The sequence below is a fragment of the Bradyrhizobium sp. MOS003 genome (assembly GCF_003020125.1).
Taxonomy (GTDB): domain Bacteria; phylum Pseudomonadota; class Alphaproteobacteria; order Rhizobiales; family Xanthobacteraceae; genus Bradyrhizobium.
This window is the reverse complement of the sequence record NZ_PYFW01000012.1, coordinates 1-19,182: the sequence shown is the minus strand read 5'-3', so window position 1 is coordinate 19,182 and position 19,182 is coordinate 1. Positions and strand designations below refer to the sequence as shown.

17 protein-coding genes and 1 tRNA gene are annotated in these 19,182 nt (G+C 64.0%); 12 read left to right on the top strand and 6 right to left on the bottom strand.

Features of this window, described 5'->3' with window-relative positions; all coding sequences use genetic code 11:
- Positions 1-19: 19 nt before the first annotated feature.
- The 7 genes from C7G42_RS31560 to C7G42_RS31530 all read left to right on the top strand — a co-directional run bounded on the left by C7G42_RS31560 (position 20) and on the right by C7G42_RS31530 (position 8,269).
- Positions 20-685 carry a class I SAM-dependent methyltransferase gene (locus C7G42_RS31560; RefSeq protein ID WP_106952781.1) on the top strand — a complete coding sequence of 222 codons (666 nt, stop codon included), beginning with the start codon at positions 20-22 and terminating at the stop codon, positions 683-685.
- Complete coding sequence (locus tag C7G42_RS31555) at positions 663-1,238, top strand: WbuC family cupin fold metalloprotein (RefSeq protein WP_106952780.1); 576 nt, start codon at positions 663-665, stop codon at positions 1,236-1,238. The genes C7G42_RS31560 and C7G42_RS31555 overlap by 23 nt, the downstream gene beginning before the upstream one ends.
- 39 nt (positions 1,239-1,277) lie before the next feature.
- Positions 1,278-2,282, top strand: coding sequence for a lysylphosphatidylglycerol synthase transmembrane domain-containing protein (locus C7G42_RS31550; RefSeq protein WP_245428085.1), 1,005 nt, complete (start codon positions 1,278-1,280; stop codon positions 2,280-2,282).
- 28 nt (positions 2,283-2,310) lie between these two features.
- Complete coding sequence (locus C7G42_RS31545; protein WP_245428083.1) at positions 2,311-4,602, top strand: hypothetical protein; 2,292 nt, start codon at positions 2,311-2,313, stop codon at positions 4,600-4,602.
- 221 nt (positions 4,603-4,823) lie between these two features.
- Positions 4,824-6,041 (top strand): class I SAM-dependent methyltransferase, encoded by a 1,218-nt coding sequence (locus tag C7G42_RS31540; RefSeq protein ID WP_106952778.1) that lies wholly within the window; start codon positions 4,824-4,826, stop codon positions 6,039-6,041.
- Entirely contained in the window at positions 6,034-7,227 is a 1,194-nt protein-coding gene (locus tag C7G42_RS31535; RefSeq protein ID WP_106952777.1) for a class I SAM-dependent methyltransferase, read from the top strand. The genes C7G42_RS31540 and C7G42_RS31535 overlap by 8 nt, the downstream gene beginning before the upstream one ends.
- A gap of 13 nt (positions 7,228-7,240) precedes the next feature.
- Positions 7,241-8,269: a Gfo/Idh/MocA family protein gene (locus C7G42_RS31530; protein WP_106952776.1), complete on the top strand. Its 1,029-nt coding sequence runs from the start codon at positions 7,241-7,243 to the stop codon at positions 8,267-8,269.
- Here the strand turns inward: C7G42_RS31530 and C7G42_RS31525 are convergent.
- Complete coding sequence (locus C7G42_RS31525) at positions 8,266-9,915, bottom strand: hypothetical protein (RefSeq protein ID WP_245428081.1); 1,650 nt, start codon at positions 9,913-9,915, stop codon at positions 8,266-8,268. The genes C7G42_RS31530 and C7G42_RS31525 overlap by 4 nt on opposite strands.
- A gap of 163 nt (positions 9,916-10,078) precedes the next feature.
- On the opposite strand from C7G42_RS31525, the gene C7G42_RS31520 reads away from it, so the two are divergent.
- The 3 genes from C7G42_RS31520 (at position 10,079) to C7G42_RS31510 (ending at position 12,004) form a co-directional block, all read left to right on the top strand.
- Positions 10,079-10,585 (top strand): hypothetical protein, encoded by a 507-nt coding sequence (locus tag C7G42_RS31520; RefSeq protein ID WP_106952775.1) that lies wholly within the window; start codon positions 10,079-10,081, stop codon positions 10,583-10,585.
- Positions 10,586-10,594: 9 nt separating this feature from the next.
- Entirely contained in the window at positions 10,595-11,101 is a 507-nt protein-coding gene (locus tag C7G42_RS31515; RefSeq protein WP_106952774.1) for a hypothetical protein, read from the top strand.
- A 141-nt stretch (positions 11,102-11,242) separates the two neighbouring features.
- The gene (locus C7G42_RS31510) at positions 11,243-12,004 is read left to right on the top strand and encodes a glycosyltransferase family 2 protein (RefSeq protein WP_106952847.1); all 762 of its coding nucleotides are present in this window, start codon (positions 11,243-11,245) and stop codon (positions 12,002-12,004) included.
- 134 nt (positions 12,005-12,138) lie between these two features.
- On the opposite strand, the gene C7G42_RS31505 is transcribed toward C7G42_RS31510, so the two are convergent.
- Positions 12,139-12,214, bottom strand: a tRNA-Trp gene (locus tag C7G42_RS31505).
- A 98-nt stretch (positions 12,215-12,312) separates the two neighbouring features.
- Positions 12,313-12,933 carry a hypothetical protein gene (locus tag C7G42_RS31500; protein WP_106952846.1) on the bottom strand — a complete coding sequence of 207 codons (621 nt, stop codon included), beginning with the start codon at positions 12,931-12,933 and terminating at the stop codon, positions 12,313-12,315.
- 206 nt (positions 12,934-13,139) lie between these two features.
- On the opposite strand from C7G42_RS31500, the gene C7G42_RS31495 reads away from it, so the two are divergent.
- Entirely contained in the window at positions 13,140-14,363 is a 1,224-nt protein-coding gene (locus C7G42_RS31495) for a serine hydrolase domain-containing protein (protein ID WP_106952773.1), read from the top strand.
- Between the two features lie 7 nt (positions 14,364-14,370).
- Here the strand turns inward: C7G42_RS31495 and C7G42_RS31490 are convergent, their stop codons facing one another.
- From C7G42_RS31490 to C7G42_RS31480, 3 genes are all read right to left on the bottom strand, one after another.
- Positions 14,371-16,329, bottom strand: coding sequence for an AI-2E family transporter (locus C7G42_RS31490; protein ID WP_106952772.1), 1,959 nt, complete (start codon positions 16,327-16,329; stop codon positions 14,371-14,373).
- Between the two features lie 107 nt (positions 16,330-16,436).
- Positions 16,437-17,204, bottom strand: a complete 768-nt coding sequence (locus C7G42_RS31485; protein WP_094895418.1) for an SDR family NAD(P)-dependent oxidoreductase — start codon at positions 17,202-17,204, stop codon at positions 16,437-16,439.
- Positions 17,205-17,273: 69 nt separating this feature from the next.
- On the bottom strand, positions 17,274-17,972 hold the full coding sequence (locus tag C7G42_RS31480) for a histidine phosphatase family protein (RefSeq protein WP_199581240.1): 699 nt from the start codon (positions 17,970-17,972) through the stop codon (positions 17,274-17,276).
- A gap of 134 nt (positions 17,973-18,106) precedes the next feature.
- On the opposite strand from C7G42_RS31480, the gene C7G42_RS31475 reads away from it, so the two are divergent.
- Positions 18,107-18,892, top strand: a complete 786-nt coding sequence (locus C7G42_RS31475) for an SDR family NAD(P)-dependent oxidoreductase (RefSeq protein WP_106952770.1) — start codon at positions 18,107-18,109, stop codon at positions 18,890-18,892.
- Positions 18,893-19,182 lie beyond the last annotated feature (290 nt).

Here is a 19,182-nt window from a genome sequence, read left to right as displayed (position 1 = left end):
CGCGGACCGGTTGGCCCCCATGACCGAGATCAACCTGCTCCAGCCGATGCACGCCTCGACCAGGCGGAACTACGTTCAGCGCGTGGTCGAGCACGACAAGGCGGAATCCGCCACCGTCGCGCGGCAATGGGGCCGCGACTACTGGGACGGCGAGCGGCGTTACGGCTATGGCGGCTATCGCTATGACGGACGCTGGCGCCCGCTCGCCCAGACCCTGATCGATCGCTACGGCATCAAGCCCGGCATGAGCGTGCTCGATGTCGGCTGCGGCAAGGGCTATTTGCTCTACGAGTTCACCCAGCTCGTCCCCGACCTCACGATCGCCGGCATCGACATCTCCGCCTACGGCATCGCCAATGCCAAGGAGGAGGTGCGGCCGCAGCTCCAGGTCGGCAGCGCCGTCGAGCTCCCCTACCCCGATCACGGCTTCGACCTCGTGGTATCGCTCGGCGTGCTGCACAACCTGCCGCTCGAAGACGTCTTCCGCGCGGTGCGGGAGATCGAACGCGTCGGACGCGGCGCCTCGAAATATCTGATGGTGGAATCGTTCCGCAACGAGCGCGAGAAGGCGAACCTGCTCTACTGGCAGCTCACCTGCCTGAGCTTCCACGGCCCGGACACCTGGGCCTGGATCTACGACAAATGCGGCTATCGGGGCGACCATGGGTTCATCTTCTTCGAATGAAGCCGGCCTGCGCCGGGCGACATCGCTGCGCGCGCAGAATCCGGAAGTCTACTATTCGGACGACGCCATCGTCACGGCGGACGACGCCACGATCGCGGAGCTGAAGCGCATTGCCGTCGGCAACCCGCGTCTGCGCAGCCGGCTGTGCACTCACCCGGATCCCTCGTCAGGTCTGCACGAAATGCTGATCGTGCATCACCGCGAGGCCTATGTCCGGCCGCACAAGCATCTCGGCAAACCTGAATCGTTTCACGTGATCGAGGGCACTGCCCAAGTCGTGATCTTCGAGGATGACGGCCGCATTCGCGACGTGCTCGAGATGGCGCCCTACGGCCAGGGCAAGCGCTGCTATTACCGAATGCCCGAGAAGGTCTTCCACTCGATCCTGATCACCTCGGAATGGCTGGTGTTCCACGAAACCACCGCCGGCCCGTTCGATCCCTCACGCACGGTATTTCCCGACTGGGCGCCCGATGGCGGCGACGCCGCCGAGGTCCAGGACTACGTCACCCGGATTGGTGCGCTCGCCGCGGAGCATCTGGCGCAACGGTAGATTTCGACCACACTCGCTGCTCGACGATCCCACCCGTGAATGATCGAGGACGAACACCAGCCGATGAAGCCGCCAGCAAAAGCAATGGTTACCCTGGTCAAGTTCGCGGTGTCGATCGGGATTCTGGTGTTGCTGTTGCGTAGCCAGGACCTGTCGTCGCTGAAAACGGATCTGCTTGCCGTCGATCCGAGCGTGCTGGCGCTTGCGGTGCTACTGCTGTTCGCCCAGACGTTCGTGCTGTGCCACCGCTGGATATTGATCCTCCGCGCCATGGACGTCCCGTTGAGTTGGCTGCCCGGCTGGCGCATTCTCATCGTCAGCACCTTTTTCAATCAGGTATTGCCCGCGGGCGGCGATGCGGTCCGGATCTGGATGCTGCGGCGTCAGGGCGTGCAATGGTCGCAAACGATCGGCAGCATCGTGGCCGATCGCTTTTTGGCCCTGCTGGCCCTCGGCCTCATCGTCCTGGCAGGAATGCCGTTCCTGCTGCCTCTCGTCCGAGACAGCTCGCTCCTTTTCGCGATCCTGACCATTCTGGCGGCTGCATGCCTCGGTGCAATCGCGCTCATGACGCTGGATTGGTGGCCACCGCGTTTGCTCTCGGCCGTGCCGGCCAAAGTCGTGCAATTCGTGATCCTGGTCAGAGCCCCGTTGCTGGCGGTGAAGGGGCGAGCCATGTTGATTGGATCCGCCATTGTCGTTCACCTGATCACCGTCACGACCTGCTATGTCCTTGCGGTCGGACTGCAAGCGCCACTCTCTCCACTCGGCGCCTTTGTGCTGATTCCGCTCGTCATCTTGTCTTCTGCCGTCCCCATCTCGATCGGAGGCTGGGGCGTGCGCGAAGGCGCAATGATCGGTGCGCTTGGTCTGGCTGGAATTGCATCCGACAAAGCGCTCGCGATATCGGTCTTGCTAGGCCTCGGCGGCCTGATCGTCGGGCTGTTCGGCGGACTGGTATGGCTGATCGCGCCCGAGCGCGCCGGCTTCACTCCCGACCAGGCGCGGGCCATCGCCGAACGAACAGATGCAGCGCCGGTTTAGCATGAACAATCCAGGGCAAGATCAAACGATGGCGGCTGGCGAGCTGGGTTTGCGTGCCATCATCGAAACGTGGTGGCCGCGTGTCCTCATCTTCGTGCCCGCGGCGCTTTCCATCTGGTTCGTGAACCGAACCGGGACCTACCGTGCGCTGCTGTTCGATGGCGGCTGGACGACGCGATTTTACGTCCTCGCCTGGATCGTCCTGACGCCGTATCTCGGCTGGCTCATCATGGCCACCGGACGCCTGACGTTCTCGCTCATCAAGCATGAGCCCACTCAGCGCGTCGACGAGTTCTTTGTCGGCGCAGCGACGCTCATCCTGACGGGATTTGGCTTCGGCGCTCTCTCGATCCTGTACCCGCAGATCGTTCTCGGACTTGCGACGGTGGTGCTGCTGTGGGATAGCCGCAGCTTCGCCAAGCCGGAGAAACTTGCGCTAACCCTGCCGCTGGCCGCAACGTCGTTGATGGGTTTTTGGCTTCTGGCGACGGTGTTCCTCGATCGCGCCGTCATACCCGACGTCATTTCGACCGACGTTCAGCAGCTCTATGCCCCGTATCTTGCGGAGGTTGCGAGAAATCACAGCATCTGGCTTGCGGCCGACAACCCTATCTTCTCCGACTTCGAGATCGGTCACGGAAACGGGCTGCATCTGTTGATGGCCACGTTTCTTCCGCCTCATGTCGCCCAGATCCTTTCGTTTCTCTACTTCGTCGGCATCGGCGCGGTCATTTTCGAGCTCGCCCGCATCGTTCTGCCGTTGCAGGCTCTGGGACGCCGATGGGAAGACGCGGCGATACCGATTGCACTCGGTGTGGCGATCCTTGGCCTGGCGTGGCCCCGCACGATGCCGAGCGTCAAGGCCGGCCTCTACATCATGGAGTTCGGCAAATACCATCTGCAGACAGCGGCATTCTTCGTCTATTTCCTGCTGGTCGTCATCCGATCGTCCCAGACACGCGACCGGCTTGCTGCCGGCATTTGCGGACTTGCCGTCGCCGCCTCCTATCCGCTCTATGCAGCCTTCGTGTTCCTGATTTCGTCGCTGGGCGTGTTCACCAAAGTTCTTCAGCGCGACCGATCCGGCCTCGTCACCAGCCTGTTGCTCGGATTTGGAGCGGTTGCCGGGTGCATCCTGGCCTTCTCCATCAACTATCTCTATCTCGGAATCCCCGCGACCAACCCGTACGCGCTCTTTCGAAAGATCGCATCGGTCGAGCGTTTCTCGCAGTTCGGTAGCCTGGATATTCTCGACTTCTTCGTGCTGTCGCAGTCGCTGGAGGTCACCGACTTCCTCAGCAAGTCGGGAGTGGTCGCCTTCATCAGACAGGCCAAATCCGTCCTGCTGGTTGCAGCTCTGATCACCGCGACGACTTGCGCGATCTCTTTCCTTGATTCGAAGTTTTTTACGGATCGCTCGGGCGTCTCGAAATCGCGCGCCCTGCCTAGCATTGCTGGCGTCTTCATCGTGATCGCCTATGTGGCCAGCGTGCGGCTGCTGGACATGACGCTGAACATTCCGAGCCTGATCAGGCTATCCATTCACGTCAACGCGCTGTTCCCGCTCGCGGCCGCCGCGATCGCGTTCTGGGGGCTCGTCATCGTGCGCTGGCTGGTGCCATCCTGGTTCGTCGGGCGCTTCGCACCCAATGTCGCCATTTTGGCGCTGCTCGCCGCTTGCGCCTGGATGACGACCACGTATCCTTGGCAGAGCTTCAGGGACGACGGAGCCATCGCTTTTGCGGCCCGCGGCCGCTCCCTCATCGAGATGCCGCGCGTCAGCCTGAACTGGCAGCGCTGCGACGAACTGCAGCAATCGACGGGCTCCGATCGCATTCTCCCCCTCAACGGCTACCGCGCCATGGTGCCCTGCTATTTCTCGCCGCTACTCACGCGAGGCAAGATCATCCACACCTATCAAAGTGACGTCGCGCGCAACTTCACGAACATCGCACTTGGGACCGCCGATACGGCCGAAGCCTCCCTTCGATCACTCGGCGTGAAGCTGTTCTATGTTCAGAAGCAGAATTGCGATTTCTGGCTCAACGGTTTCTCCGACCTCTTTCAGAGCGCTGAGCTGGAGAAGCGGTTCGCTCTGCATAGCGAGACGCCGAACTACTGGATGTTGACGTGGAAGGATGGCGGTCCAACACTGAGGCCCGAAGCTGCGGCGGGCATATCCGCGCTACGGACGAGATCGAAAGACATCTACCGACAGGCCTACGGGATCGAGCCGTTCGAGGTGGTGAAGCACCATCTGGCTCCAAACGGCCAGCGTGCGGACGTCACGGCCCTCGATCAGCTCATGACTTGCCATTAGGTCGTGCTTCGCGCTGGTTCCGTGGCAGGTTCGGCAAGTGGAAAGCCCGCAACGAAGGCCAGGGGGTACCAGCTTTCGAGGGACCTCCAGGGTTGTGAATACAACGCCCTGCACAACTTAAGAATTGTGGCACGGCCTGCGGCGCTATATAGGCTTCAACTGCGCCGCATATCGCCTTGGGGCGCCGACGTTCCCTTGTTTTCCTGCAAAGAGTTCAAGCCGTGACCGATCATTGCCGCCTTTGCCATTCCACCAATCTGCGTCCGGTCATCGACCTCGGGCTGATGCCGATAGCGCATCGGCTTCGGCGCAGCCGAAACGAGCAGGATGAACGATATCCGTTCGAGGTGCTGGCCTGCGGCGATTGCGGTCTGCCGCAGATCGTCAAGCCGATCGATCCCGACATTCTGTATCGGCAGTTCAACTACAATTTCAGCAGCTGGAAGCCGGAGCCGCATCAGGCGGACGAGCTCGACACCATTGCGAAATTCTCCAGGCATCAGTCCGTGTTCGAGATCGGATGCAACGACGGCCTGTTCATGGACAAGCTGCGCGAGCGCGGCACCAAGGTCATGGTCGGCGTCGAGCCCAATCCGGTGTCGGGCAAGATCGCCCGCGAGCGCGGCATCAAGGTCTATGCCGACATGCTCAGCCCGGAGATGGCCCACGATGCTGTCGCTCAATCCGGCAAGTTCGACCTCGTCATATCGCGCCAGGTGCTGGAGCATATCGTCGATTTCGAGAACTTCTTCGACTGCGTGAAGATCGCGCTCAGCGATGACGGTCTGCTGTTCATCGACGTGCCCGATTTCGCTCCCGGCTCGGCGGTGGGAGACCTCTCGGTCCTCTGGGAGGAGCATGTCAGCTACTTCACCGAACCGACCCTGCTCGCGCTGCTGGCGCGCCACGGCTTCGAGGCGGTGTCGGTGAAGAAATACAATTTCAGCGGCGGCAGCCTCGCGATCGCCGCCCGCCGTGCCAAGGGCGCCGTGACGCCGCCGCCCGCGCCATCCGGCGTCGGCGAGAAATTCGGTCAGCGCGCACGCGAGTACGGTGCAAGTCTCCGCCCGATTCTCGCGAAGGCCCGCGCCAACGGCGCCGAAATCGCCATCTACGGCGCCGGCTGCCGCGCCTGCACCTTCACCAACGCTCACGAGCTGGCGGATCTCGTCGACCTCTCGGTCGACGACCAGAAAGAGCGCCAGGGGCTGTTCCTGCCCGGCACCGGCATTCCCATCCGCGCGCCCGAGGATCTCGCCGGCAAGTCGGGTCCCCTCGTCTGTCTTCTGGCCGTGAACGAGGAGAACGAGGCCAAGGTCTCCGGCCGGCTGCGCGAGAGTGTGAAGCGTCCGCTCGAGATCGTTTCGATCTTCGCGCCGAACGACATCTGGAGCGAGCTCGACCGTCTCGAGGCGGCGCTAAGGTCGCAGCATGGCTGAGGACAAGCTCTTCAACTATTACGAACGCCAGGATGTCCTGCCGACGTTCGGGAATTTCAAATCGTCCACCGAGCTAGAGGCCTACGCCAGCCAGCGGCGCGAGCTGTTTTCGGACAAGCTGGTGCTGTCGCCGCGGCTGTTCCGCGATGCCGACGTGCTCGAATTCGGCCCTGATTCCGGCGAGAACGCGCTGGTGTTCGCCGGTTGGGGCGCGAACATGACGCTCGCCGAGCCGAACCGGCATGCACACCCGAAAATCGAAGCCTACTTCGCGCATTTCGGCCTCACTCAGCGTCTCCGCGAACTCGCACTCGCCGACGTCGAGGGCTTCAGCAGCAATCGCCGCTTCGACATCATCGATGCCGAGGGCTTCATCTACACGGTACAGCCGAGCGAAAAATGGCTCGACATCTTCCATCGGCTGCTCAATCCCGACGGTTATGCCGTCGTGTCCTATTACGAGCGCTATGGCGGCTTCTTCGAGCTCGCGCTCAAGGCGATTCATGCGGCCGGCAAGGCGTTGAGCGGTCGCGCCGCGCTCGACACGGCGAAGATGCTGTTCGAGGCGAAGTGGGACAGCATTCCGCACACCCGCAGCTTCGAATCCTGGCTGATGGACGTGCTGGAAAATCCGTTCGTCCGGCATCGCTACTTCCTCGACGCGGCCGGCTTGTGCGCGGCGGCGGATCAGCAGGGCTTCGACGTCCATTCGGCATGGCCGGCCTATCGCGACAGCCTGGATATCTACTGGCACAAAAAGGTGCTGTCCGGCGACGAGAAGCTGCATCGCGCCAGACGCCATCTCGACCGCAGCCGCCTGAGCTTCCTCGGCGGACGAAAGCTCTATCTGGTCGGCAAGGCCGACGCCGTGCAGGCAATCTCGGCATCGATCGAGGCGCTGGTTCTCGACGTCGATGGCATGATCGACGATCCCTTCGGTGCGAACCTGCCGCGCGCCATCTCGGGCCTTGCGGCCCTGCGTGAGACAATCCGCACCGCGGACATCCTCGCCGACGATACCGCCGACATCGAAGCCATCATGGCGACACTCGACAGCTTCCATCGCATCTTTGGCGCGATCGGGCGACGGGATGCGGCCGCGGTCGCCGCCCTCACCCAGGCGGATCCGGCCTTCATCAACACCTGGGGACAGCCGGCGCATTTCCTCGTGGTCCGGAAGCGCTAAGGGATCGTAGCCAGTGAAGCCAGGCATTGGCATCATCGGAACGGGCATGGTCGGCCAGATGTGCCACCTCGCCAATTTCGCTGCCAATCCCGCCTGCCGCGTCGTCGCGATTGCCGATCTCCGGCCCGACCTCGCTGCCGCCGCGGCGCAAAAATTCGGCATCCCCCGGGTCTACGGCACGCACCGCGAGTTGCTCGCGGACAGCGCGGTGTCCGCCGTCGTGGTCGTGACCAAGCGTCGCGCCACGGGCCCAATCGTGATGGACGCGTTGAACAGCGGCCGGCACGTGCTGTCGGAAAAGCCGATGGCCTACACGACGGCCCAGGCCAGTTCGCTGGTCGAAGCTGCGCGGCGGCAAGACCTCGTCTACGGTATCGGCTACATGAAGCGTCACGATGCCGGCGTGGCACGGGCGCTGCAGGTTTTGGCGCGTTTGCGCAACGACCGGTCGCTCGGACGCATCGTCCGGGCAAGAGGCTGGTGCTTCGGCGGCGACACCGGCCGCTCGCACGACAATTTCGTGATGACCGGCGAGGCGCGACCCGACGGGATCGAACTCTGGCAGGATGGTCCCGACTGGATGCCGCGGGCGATGCGTCCCGGCTACGACAATTTTCTGAACGTCTTCTCCCATATCATCAATCTGGCTCGCTACCTGCTCGGATCGTCGCCGACGGTTGCCGAAAGCGCAATCGAGGCTTCGGGTGCCGGGCGCATCATCCTCGATTTCGACGGCACCGAATGCACGCTGGATCTCGTGAACGGATCAGAAGGTGCCTGGCGCGAAGGACTGACGATCGACTTTGAGCGCGGCGCAGTGACCTTGGAATTACCTCCCCCCTTTGCCAAGCAAGAGACGAAGGTCATCGTCCAGCACGATGGTCAGAGCACGCACCTGGCGGGTGAGACGAGCTGGGCATTCCGGCGCCAGGCCGACGCCTTCGTGTCCGATGTCGCCGCACGAGGCGTGCCCTTGGCCTCCGGCGCGGATTCGGTGACCGACATCGCGCTTGCGGAGACCGTCTGGGAAACAGCGCTCTAGCGGCTAGGCGCGACATCCTTCTCGAGCGGCAGGATGCCCGAGATGGGTCCAAGCTTGATGTTGACCTGCGCCAGCTGCGCCAGGAACTCCGCAACATCGCAGCGTGCCAGCAGCCTGCACGCATAGTATTTCCGCACCAAGGTCTGGTTCGGTGCGGCTCCCGGCCCCGGCTGGAACGAGATCGTCGCCTGCGGCCCCGTCGGATCGAAATGATGGAACGCGCTTCCCGGAGCCGTCCGCGCCTCGTTCATTCCCCGAAGGATGTCGGGCCGTTCCGCGCGCAGCGCGAATCCGAAGAATGGCTGATTGCCCCAGGCAAGGCGGAGCATGCCGGTGACCTCGGCGAGGCCGAACGGGACGTGCCGTGACGGGTAGTCGACAAAGCCGTCATCGAGCGCATAGACCGTCGCCGCGGGCTGGGTCCGGCCGGCAAGATCGCGCGTCAGGGCCTCCTGCTTCAGCGTCCTCGCCTGCATGAAGACGTAGTCGCTCCACAGCATGCCGATCGACAGGATCAGGCCCGATCCGAACATGATCGCAAAGGCGACGCTGGGCGTGGTCCAACGTCCGGCCAGCCGCTTGAATGCGAGAAACACCAGCGCCGACGGCACGCCGAACATCAGCAGATGACGGCTCTCGTAGAAATGCGTGGACGACGGCCGCAGGCCGGCGATCAGATAGGGCGACGACAATGCGAGGAACAAGACCACCGCGAGCACGAGCGGCAAGGCGATCGCGAGTCTGGACGTGATCGGCTTCGTGTCGGCACGCAGCAGCAAGACAATGCCGACGAGCACCGCAGCCAAAATGAACAGCAACGGGACCGCGATCGCCGCGCGCAACGCGTGCGCTACGACGTCCCTATAGCCTGTGATGAAAAATGCCAACCATCCCCCAGCCAATTCGCGCAAGCTCGGGAGATGGGCGTCATAGTGCTGCGTGTAGACGCCGATCCGCTTGAACCGGATATTGAGCGTGCCCCAGTAGATCAGAGGCAGCACGATCAATTCCGGATAGAACAGGGCGCAGCGCCAGGATGCGAGCCATGTGCGGCGAACCAAGCCGTCGGCCGCCTTGCCGCCCCGCCATATCGCAACGAAGAGACCAAGCACGACGAAGGCATAGAGCACGATCGTCGAGTTGAGTGCGAAGCTGAGCAGGAACACGAGCGCACAGGCCACGCGCAGCAGCACGCGGCGCAGACCGCGGGCGCTGAAGGCCAGCGTCAACAGCCATGCGCCGATCGACAGCAGTCCGAAGCTGAAGACGTAGACCGCGTTCGCCTTGCCCGCCCACAGCTGATAGCCGGGATAGGTCCAGACGATCAGCGCGAAACCGACCGCCTCGGCGCGGTCGAGGAGATCGAGACGCGTTGCGGTCAGCACGAGCGACATTGCGCCGAAGACGATTCCGGCGAACGCCAGCGAGACCATCACGACGACAGGGGCGCCCGTCCAGTTCGCGAATTTGTCGTAGCTGTAAAAGATCGGATGACCGGCGCCGTTCAGCAGGAAATCGATGTCGATGAAATAGTCCGGACGCGGCTTGAGCACCAGCCAGTCGTCCATGAAGAGACCGTCGTTCAGGAGCATCGGCGCATGCGCAGCCAGCAGCACGACGAGGAGGACGACTATCGCACGCAGCAATGGGGGTATCTCGGACGGAGGAACGGCATCGCCGGCGAGGAATCGCACGCCTACGCGACGTTCGCAAGGCGGGACGATGGGCTTCCCTTGACCGGAAAAATGCGACCTTTTATAGACTTTCGCTCTGGCTTGGCCAGAGAGACCTCCGGGGCGATTTTCCGCGATGAACATGCTACCGGGCCCGGCGCAAGCCGCTGCGATTGGTCTCAGTGTCGCGCTGCCGCTGCTGTTGCTGTGCTATGCGCGCATCGCCGCCACCGGCGGATCCGGCCGCCGCTTTCGGCTCGGCTCCGTCAGCATCCTGGCCCTCTACGCGATCGCCTGTCTCATGCTTCCCGGTCAACGCCATTTCGACGACGTGCTTGGCGGCCTCTTCCTGCTCGCGACCGCGATGATGTTTTGCTACATCCTGTTCAGCCTGCTGGCCTGGGGCTTCACGCTGACGCTGCTCACGGCACTCGTTAAGGCGGAACGTCCCCTCACCCTGGGGCAATGGGCGGTAGCCTACATGCAGGGCGGCGATCTCGGCTCTTTCACGCACAACCGCCTGAAACTCCTGGTCGGCGCTGGGATGGTGATCGCGGCAGACGGCAGGCTGGCTCCGACGGCCAAGGGGGTGGCGATCGCGCGCCTCGTCAAACTCGTTCGTCTGTCGACAGGCCTTGGGTGAGAGGCCACGATGTCCTTCGTTATCGGATTCCTCGCCGCTGTCACCTTCGCCCTGCTGTCGCCTGCCTTGCAGCTCATGGCCCGCACACGCGGATGGTCGGTTGGAGCCGTCACCCTGCTCGCGATCGCCGCGATCGTCACCCATGGTCTCGGCGTGATGCTCGGAATCCTCCTCGTCCCGCAATTTCAGTACTGGGACGCCGCATCGATTTTCGGTTTTTGCGTGATGGGCTACGTCTTCGCTTTTGGCGCAGTGTACAAATCGGTTTCCCTGGAGATTCTGCTCAGCATAGTCAACCGGCCCGAGCGGAAGGCTCCGCTGTCCGAGATCATCGAACGGCAGGTTCCAGATCTGTTCCAGGGACGAATTAGGAACCTGGTCGACGGCGGCCTGGTAGAACCGGTCGATTCACGCTTCGCGGCGACGGCGGCGGGCCGCAAAATGGCAGGCCGCGTCGGACAGCTGCGCCGAGCCTTCGGCATCGGCGATACCAGTCTCTATGATTTTTCCGAATAGTTGCCGGAAACACACATGTCGGCGGTCATGCCGGTTCTACAGCCCATATCTGCGGGCGCCTTATTGTTCGCTCCGCCCAGATGACCTAGAGTTGCGGCAGGGTTCCACCAGTACAGAGTGGCCGGCAACAGGCGGCATGAGATGACACCTTCGAGGGCGGCTAAGAAACTTACGATCGTCATCCCTGCACTGAACGAGCAGGACAAGATCGCCGACACCATTGACGGCGTGTTGCCGCTCGCCCGCGAGTTGCTCGACGATTTCGAGATCTTCCTGATCGACGACGGCAGCACCGACGCCACCGGTGCGATCATGGACGAGTTCGCGGCCGGCGAGCCGCGCATCGTCGTGCAGCACAACGCCGCGCCGCGCGGTGTCGGGGCCGGCTTCGAATACGCCCTGTCGCGCGCGAAATTCGATGCCATCACGCTCATTCCCGGCGATCACGCCTTCCAGAACGAGGGTATTGCGCAGATGTTCAAGGCGGCGGGCGCTGCCGACCTCGTCATCACCTATCGCGACAACCAGTCGGACCGCTCCGTCAACCGCTCGCTGCAGTCGCACTCGCTTCGGTTCATCCTGAACTGCCTGTTCGGCTTCTGGCTGTCCGACTACCACAGCATGATCGTCTACCCCGTGAAATGGCTGCGCCAGATCGCGGTCAAGGCCGACGGCTACGGCTATCAGATCTGCGCCCTGATATCGCTGCTCCAGCTCGGCCTCACCTACGTGCAGGTGCCCGTGAGCCTGAACGCGGAGCTGAAGGGGTCGTCCCGCGCGCTGCGGTTGCGCACCTATCTCGAGCTCGGCGGCACCGTCGTATCGCTGCTGCGCCGCGTTCCCATCCGGCACGTCGACCTCAGCCAAATCCCCGATGACGCGGAGCGGGCCCCGGCGCGCTAGGCCCGCCTGGCCTGCCGACCCGAGCTTCAAGCGGATAGGCTCGGGCGTGGTGAGATGGGCTGACGCGTGGCGATTCGCCCGCGGGACGCCTCGTCCCTATCCTGCCAGCATCTAACTTAAGTGGTTGATTTGACTGGCAGGAGTGGCAGGGCTCGAACCTGCGACCCCCGGTTTTGGAGACCGGTGCTCTACCAATTGAGCTACACTCCTACAGACCCTCACGTCGCCGCTTCGGATCAGGGCCGCTTTCAAGCACAGAGGACGGCCGGATTGCAAGAGCGAAGCGAGCGCCACGCGCGGACTTCGCGCTAGACCCCGTCTTTCAGCAGCCAGTTCCGGTAGATTTCCCCGTAGCGCACGCTCACCTTGTCCACCGGGGTTTGCGTCGCGTTGTTGTCGATAGCTGCCTGCACCGCCGCCCCAACGATCCCCTGCCCGGTGTAGAGCGACGCGTTCAGCTCGGGATAAGCAAGGATCAGCGCGCCGGTTCGGGCATCGACGAGGTTGGCGTCGGCGATCATGCCGCGATGGCCGCCGATCACGACACGCTGAATGGCCGACGGAAACAGCAGGCTCTTCACGCGGATGTCGAGCCGCACCGGCCGCGTGCCCGCCAGCCGAGAGGCTAGGACCTGTTCGACGCCGGCCTTGATCCGCGGCGTCAGCAGGCCTTGGACGAAAGCCTTGGCTTCCGGAGTGTCGGCCATTGTTGCCGCCTGTTCCAGGCTGACCGCCTTCGAGTCCGCATAGGCGCGGAGACCGTCCTCCCACTGTATGCGGGCATCCGGTGCAAAACTGACCGCAACGCCGGCCAGCTTCATGCTGGCTATGTCGTTCGGCGACAGAGAATTATTGGCGGTTACGCAGCCCGCAAGCAAAAGCAACCCGCCCAGCGCAACGATGCGCGCCAGTCCCAGCAGCAATCTCAACAACGCCCCCAGTCCCCTAACCCAATCTCAGCCCGCCCAAAAATAGGGTGTTCCGCCCGCTTCCGTCTACCCCGAATTGTATTTTCGGGCACGGCGCCAATGCCGAGCGTCCGATGCAGAGGTCACCGCGCCGAATGCATCTGTTCTTTACGGAGCTTGTGAGCCACACTTTCCCGGCCAACCAAAAACAACAGTCGGGAGCCCCCATGAACGCCCAAGCCGCCCCGCAGGCCGCCATCGCGCCGTCCACCCCGCCCCTGCCGGAGGCGCGCCCGGAGACGCTTGGGCTGTCGCGTCCGCGCCTCCAGGCCATGTCGGATGCCTTCCAGCGCGAGATCGACAAGGGAACCGTCCCCGGGGTGACCGTGCTTGTGGCCCGCCGCGGCCAGATCGGCTGGTTCGAGGCACTCGGCAGGCAGAGCCCGGCGGGCGCAGCGCCGATGACGCGGGATTCGATCTTCCGGATCTTCTCGATGACCAAGCCGATCGTCTCGGTCGCCATCATGGCGCTGGTCGAGGACGGCCACCTCCTGCTCAGCGATGCCGTCGCCAAGTTCATCCCCGAGTTTGCCAGCCAGCAGGTCGGCATCGTCAAGGACGGCAAGCTGGAGCTGGTGCCGCCGGCGCGACCGATGACGGTGCAGGACCTGCTGCGCCACACCTCGGGCCTGACCTACGAGCATCAGGGCGACGGCCCCGTCCACAAGCTCTACCAGGAGTCCCGCGTCCGCAGCCGCAAGATCACCAACGCCGAGCACGCCGCCCTGGTCGCGAGCTTCCCGCTGGTCTGCCAGCCCGGCGCGGAATTCAACTACAGCCGCTCTACCGACATCCTCGGCCGCATCATCGAGGTCGTCAGCGGCAAGTCGCTCGGCGCGTTCCTCACCGAGCGCGTGCTCGCGCCGCTGCAGATGGCCGAGACGGGCTTCTCGACCTCGGAGGCCAATGCGGGCCGGCTCGCCGAGCCGTTCGCGGCCGATCCATGGACCGGCGACAAGGTCGCGCTGTTCAACATGCACGAACAGCCGGTGATGGAGTCCGGCGGCGGCGGCCTGGTCTCGACCACGATGGACTATGCGCGCTTCTGCCTGATGCTGCGCAACGGCGGCACGCTGGACGGCCACAGGATCATCGGCCGCAAGACGCTGGAGCTGATGGCGTCCGATCACCTCGGTCCACACGTCGTGACCAACGGCACGCTGCTCTCGCCCGGCCACGGTTTCGGCCTCGGCTTCGCGGTGCGCCGCGAGGCCGGCATCGCACCCTTCCCCGGCAGCGTCGGCCAGTATTTCTGGAGCGGCATTGCCGGCACGTTCTTCTGGATTGATCCGAAGGAGGATCTGTTCGCGGTGTTCATGAGCCAGGGCCCGGGCCAGCGCGATTACACGCGGACACTGGTGCGGGACCTCGTCTACGCGGCGGTGGAGTAGCGCGCGTTCAGGCGCTGGCCTGTCGAACCGACGCCTCCGGCGAGACAATGCGATCGTCGCCCTGCGCCGTCGAGACGATGATCTGCGTCGCTTCGCGCAGAGAGGTGGCGAACAGATCTGCCTTGGCGGTCTCGCGCAGCTCGTCGATATTGGCAACCCCTTCGGCCCAGCATCCGATCATGATGGCGGCGCCGGGCAGCTTGCGCCGGAGCCGCCGCACCGCATAGCGCAGATGCGCGGGGCTGGTGATGCCGATGTAGTTCAGGCAGACGAGCGCCACCCCCGCCGTCTCGAGGCGGAAGATGTTGGCCGTCGACAGCGCTTCGGGACCCTCGACGCGGCTGCCAACGCCGTGCGCACGGCAGAGCTGCGCGAGCATGATGGCAGCAGCCTCATCGAGCATGGTCCGGCCGCCGATGCAAAGCACGGCATGTTCGCCGCGGAATCGGTCCGCGACCGCTTCCGGATCCAGCACCGGGATGTCCGGCTGATCGCTGGAAGGCGCGACGGTCTCGATCGCATCGACCACCTCGGCATCTGCGACCTGCCCTACGGGGGGGCCGTCATCCTGGTCCGAGAGATCGTCGACGAATTCGATCACCGTGTCGCGGATGCGAGCGAGGCGCGTCTGGTCCAGCGCGGCGCGGTCGAAGTCCGATTGGGCGAGCTGCATGCCCTTGATCGCCACTTCGTCGTAATAGGCCGAAAGCGACCGCTCCTTCAGAAACTGTTCGGCCTTCTCGGCCGCTTCGGTCGGATCGCCCGCCAGCATGCGCTGATAGAAAATTTCGGGAGGCGCGAGTGCCGGACGATCGCCGAACATGACGTCGAGGAAGGAGAGCCGTTCGACGTGACGCCCCAGCACGACCAGGCACACGGTGAGAGGCGTTGCGAGCACCAGCCCGATCGGCCCCCACAGCGCGGTCCAGAACGTCGCGGAGACGACGACCGCCACCGGCGACAGGCCGGTGGTGCGGCCATACAACAGCGGTTCCACCACATGCCCGACCAGGGGTTCGATGACGAAGAACAGTGCCGCGGTCCAGGCCAGCATCCACCAGCCCGGATCGACCGCGACGGCGAGGACGAGCGGGAACGCGGCCGCGATGATCGCACCGATATAGGGCACGAAGCGCAGCACGGCCGCGAGAATGCCCCACAGCGCGGCGCTGGGAATCCCGATCAACCACAGGCCGCTACCGATCAACACGCCGAATCCGGTATTGAGCATGAGCTGGTTGAGAAACAGCCGGCTCAGTCTTGCCGCGGCGTCGTCGAGTGCCGCGGTGGTACGCTGCAGGTCATGAGAGCCGGCCAGCCTGATCAGGCGATTGCGCAGGTCTTCGCGCTGGATCAGGATGAAGATCACGAAGATCACGATGATCCCCGTCGTCGCCAGCGGCGATACCAGGGGTGCGATCAGCGAGCGCAGGCTCTCGAGCGCGCCGGGATCGGGCTGCAGCACCTCGACCGGGACCGGCTTGACGCCGGTTTTGGCAGCCGGGCCTGAGGTCAGCGGATTGGCCGGCGCCACGGATTTGGGCTTGTCGAGCTCCTTGCCGAGGTCCTGCAGCATCTCTGCGGCCCGCTCCAGCGTGGAACTGCCGCCGGCGACGCCGCGCACCGACTGGATCTTGGAGAGGATTGTGGTCTGGTACTTCGGCAGATCGCCGGCCAGCCCGTTGAGCTGCGTTGCGATCACGCTGCCGAGCGCGAAGATCACCGCGAAGGCGAACAGCACGACCGCGACCACCGCAGCGGCGCGCGGGACATGAAGACGCTGGAGCAGCCTGACGGGCGCAGCGAGGACGAAGCTCAGCAGGATCGCGAGCGCGACGGGGACGAAGATCTCCCGTCCAAGATAAAGCGCCGCGATGATGATGATGCTCAGGATCGCCACGCCGACCGTGACGACGATTGCGGAGACGTCGTCGGTCGATTGCGGCTTGATCACCGGAGAGATCATCGGACTCGCTTCTGGTCCCGGCGTCATGCCCCAGGACTGCGCGGTCTAACGGCCCGGCATGGGGTTGGTTCCGCTCCCCATGCCCCTGCGCCGTCGAGGCCGGCCCTTCAGCTGATCGTCGCGCCGCCGTCGATCACCATGGTCTGGCCGGTCATGAAGTCTCCAGCCTTGGACCCCAGGAACACCGCTGCGCCGGCGATCTCGTCGGGAATGCCGATGCGCAAGAGCGGCGAGCGTGCGGTCGAGGCTTTCAGGTTGTCCGGGTTATCCCACAGCGCCTTGGCGAAGTCGGTCTTGATCAGGCCGGGCGCGATGCAGTTCACGCGGATGTTGTCCTTGCCGTATTCGCAAGCAAGGTTGCGCGCGAGCTGCATGTCGGCGGCCTTGGAGATCGCATAGGCGCCGAGGATGGTCGAGCCTTTCAAACCGCCGATCGAGGAGACGATGATGATGGAGCCGTCCTTGCGCTCGATCATCTGCGGCACCACCATCGAGATCAGCCAGTTGTTGGCGACGATGTTGTTGTCGAGGATCTTCCTGAACTGATCGTCGGAGATGCCGGCGAGCGGGCCGTAATACGGGTTCGAGGCAGCGTTGCAGACCAGCACATCGATCTTGCCGAAGGCGCGGTTGCTCTCGTCGACCAGGTTTTGCAGATTCTCTTTCGACGAGATGTTGGCGGCGATCGCGACCGCGGTGCCCTTGCCGTATCTGTCGTTGATGCCCTTGGCCACCTGCTCGCAGACGTCGGCCTTACGCGAGGAGATCACGACCTTGGCGCCGTGCTCGGCCATGCGCTCGGCGATCGCAAGCCCGATGCCGCGCGTCGATCCGGTGATGACGGCAACTTTGCCCTTCATGTCGAACAAGGTCATGTGTTTCTCCCAGTGGACGATTTTGATTTGATCAAGCTTACGCCGCGCCCGCCTGAACGGACGATCGGATCACGCCAGCTTCTTGACTTCCGGTCCGGCCGGCTGATGCATCGCCGCGTGCGCATCGTCGGCGATCCAGGGCTGCTGGTTGACCATCGGCAACCGCCAGACCGAGCGCTCAGGACTCGCGAAATAATCCAGCCGCGTGATCGAACAATTGTCGATGTCGAAGGACAGCGCCCGCTCGATCTGGCCCTCGAGCGCGAGGCCGACCGCCGCCTTGATCGTGCCCCCATGCGCGACCGCGATGATGTCCTGGCCGGCCGCCTCGCTGTTGATGCGCTCGATGGTGCGGCGCGTGCGGTTGTAGAGGTCCATGAAGCTCTCGCCGCCGGGCGCGGGCTCGTTGATGTCGGCGAACCAGCTCGAGCCGACGGGTCGGCTCGCGATGAACGCGGCGCGGTTCATGCCCTGCCACTTCCCGAGATTCTGCTCGGCGAGATCCGCTTCCCATGGCATCGACGCAGGCTTCGGGTAGCCGGCCGCCCAGATCGCTTCCGCGGTCTGGTGCGTGCGCATCAGATTGCTCGAATACCAGACCGCCTTGCGTGGCAGCACCTTGGCAACGGCATTGAACACGTAGGTATCGCTGGTGTCGCAGGCGAGATCGCTCTGCCCGTAGATGTTGCCACCATCATTGCGTACCGGCGCGTGACGAACCCACCACCACCGCGTCGTGACCACCCTCGCCTTGTCCTCGGCTGCCATCGAAACCCTTCCATCCCTTGTGATGTCGCTGTACGTGAGTAGGCAACGTGTCTCAAGACACTTTACCGTTTGAAATCTTGTTTGAAATTCCGTCGCGCGGCAAGCGTCGCGCGAGGCACCCGAGGGAGAAACGCATGGGCCGCCTGCAAGGCAAATCCGTCATCATCACCGGCGCCGGCAGCGGCATCGGTCGCGCCGCCGCGCTGCTGTTCACCCGGGAGGGCGCCAAGCTGATCGCGGTCGATCGCACCGAGGCGGTGAAGGAGACCGTCGACGAGGTGAAGAAGGCCGGCGGCGTGGCGGAAGCCATGATCGCGGATGCGGGCTCCGAATCCGACGTGATGGCCGTGATCGACAAGGCGGTGAAAGCGCATGGCCGGCTCGACGTGATCTGGGCCAATGCCGGCGTCTCCGGTGGGCTCGTCCCGCTCGGCGAGCAGACCGTGGAGCAATGGCAGGAGGTGTTGCGCATCAATCTGATCGGGCCGTTCCTCGCCGTGAAGCATGCGATGCCGCATATGGTGAAGCAGCAGTCCGGCGCGATCGTGCTGACCGCGTCCGTCGCGGGCCTGAAGGCCGGTGCCAGCGGACATCCTTATGCCGCGAGCAAGGCCGGCGTGATCAGCCTGGTGCAGACCACCGCTTATTCGCTCACCGGCACCGGCGTGCGCATCAACGCGGTATGCCCTGGCCTGATCGAAACCGGAATGACCAAGCCGATCTTCGACCGCGCCAAGGAGCGCGGCACCCAGGACAAGATCGGCCAGCTCAATCCGCTCAAGCGTCCCGGCCAACCGCACGAGCTCGCGGCGATGGGCCTGTTTTTGGCCAGCGACGAGGCGTCGTATGTCAATGGACAGGCGTTCCCGGTGGACGGCGGCCTCACGGCGTCGATGCCGTATACGGGCAAGCCGGTGTAGCAGTCTCGTGTCCCGGACGCGCTGCAACGCCCTTTACGTTGCTGCGCAGAGCCGGGACCCAGCAAGCCATGGCACGCGCTGCGAGCTGGGCCCCGGCTCTGCGGCGCATCGTCGAAGGGACGCTGCGCCGCGTCCGGGGCACGAGAGCGTTGTTGAATGACTGACGTTGTTGAATGACTGACATGGGATCGCATCCTCGCGGCGGATTTCGCCCGAGCTTTGCTTGATCTCTTCACCCTCTTGAATGGAGAGGGCGCAGGGAAGACCGGGTGCCGGCCGGGCACCCACGG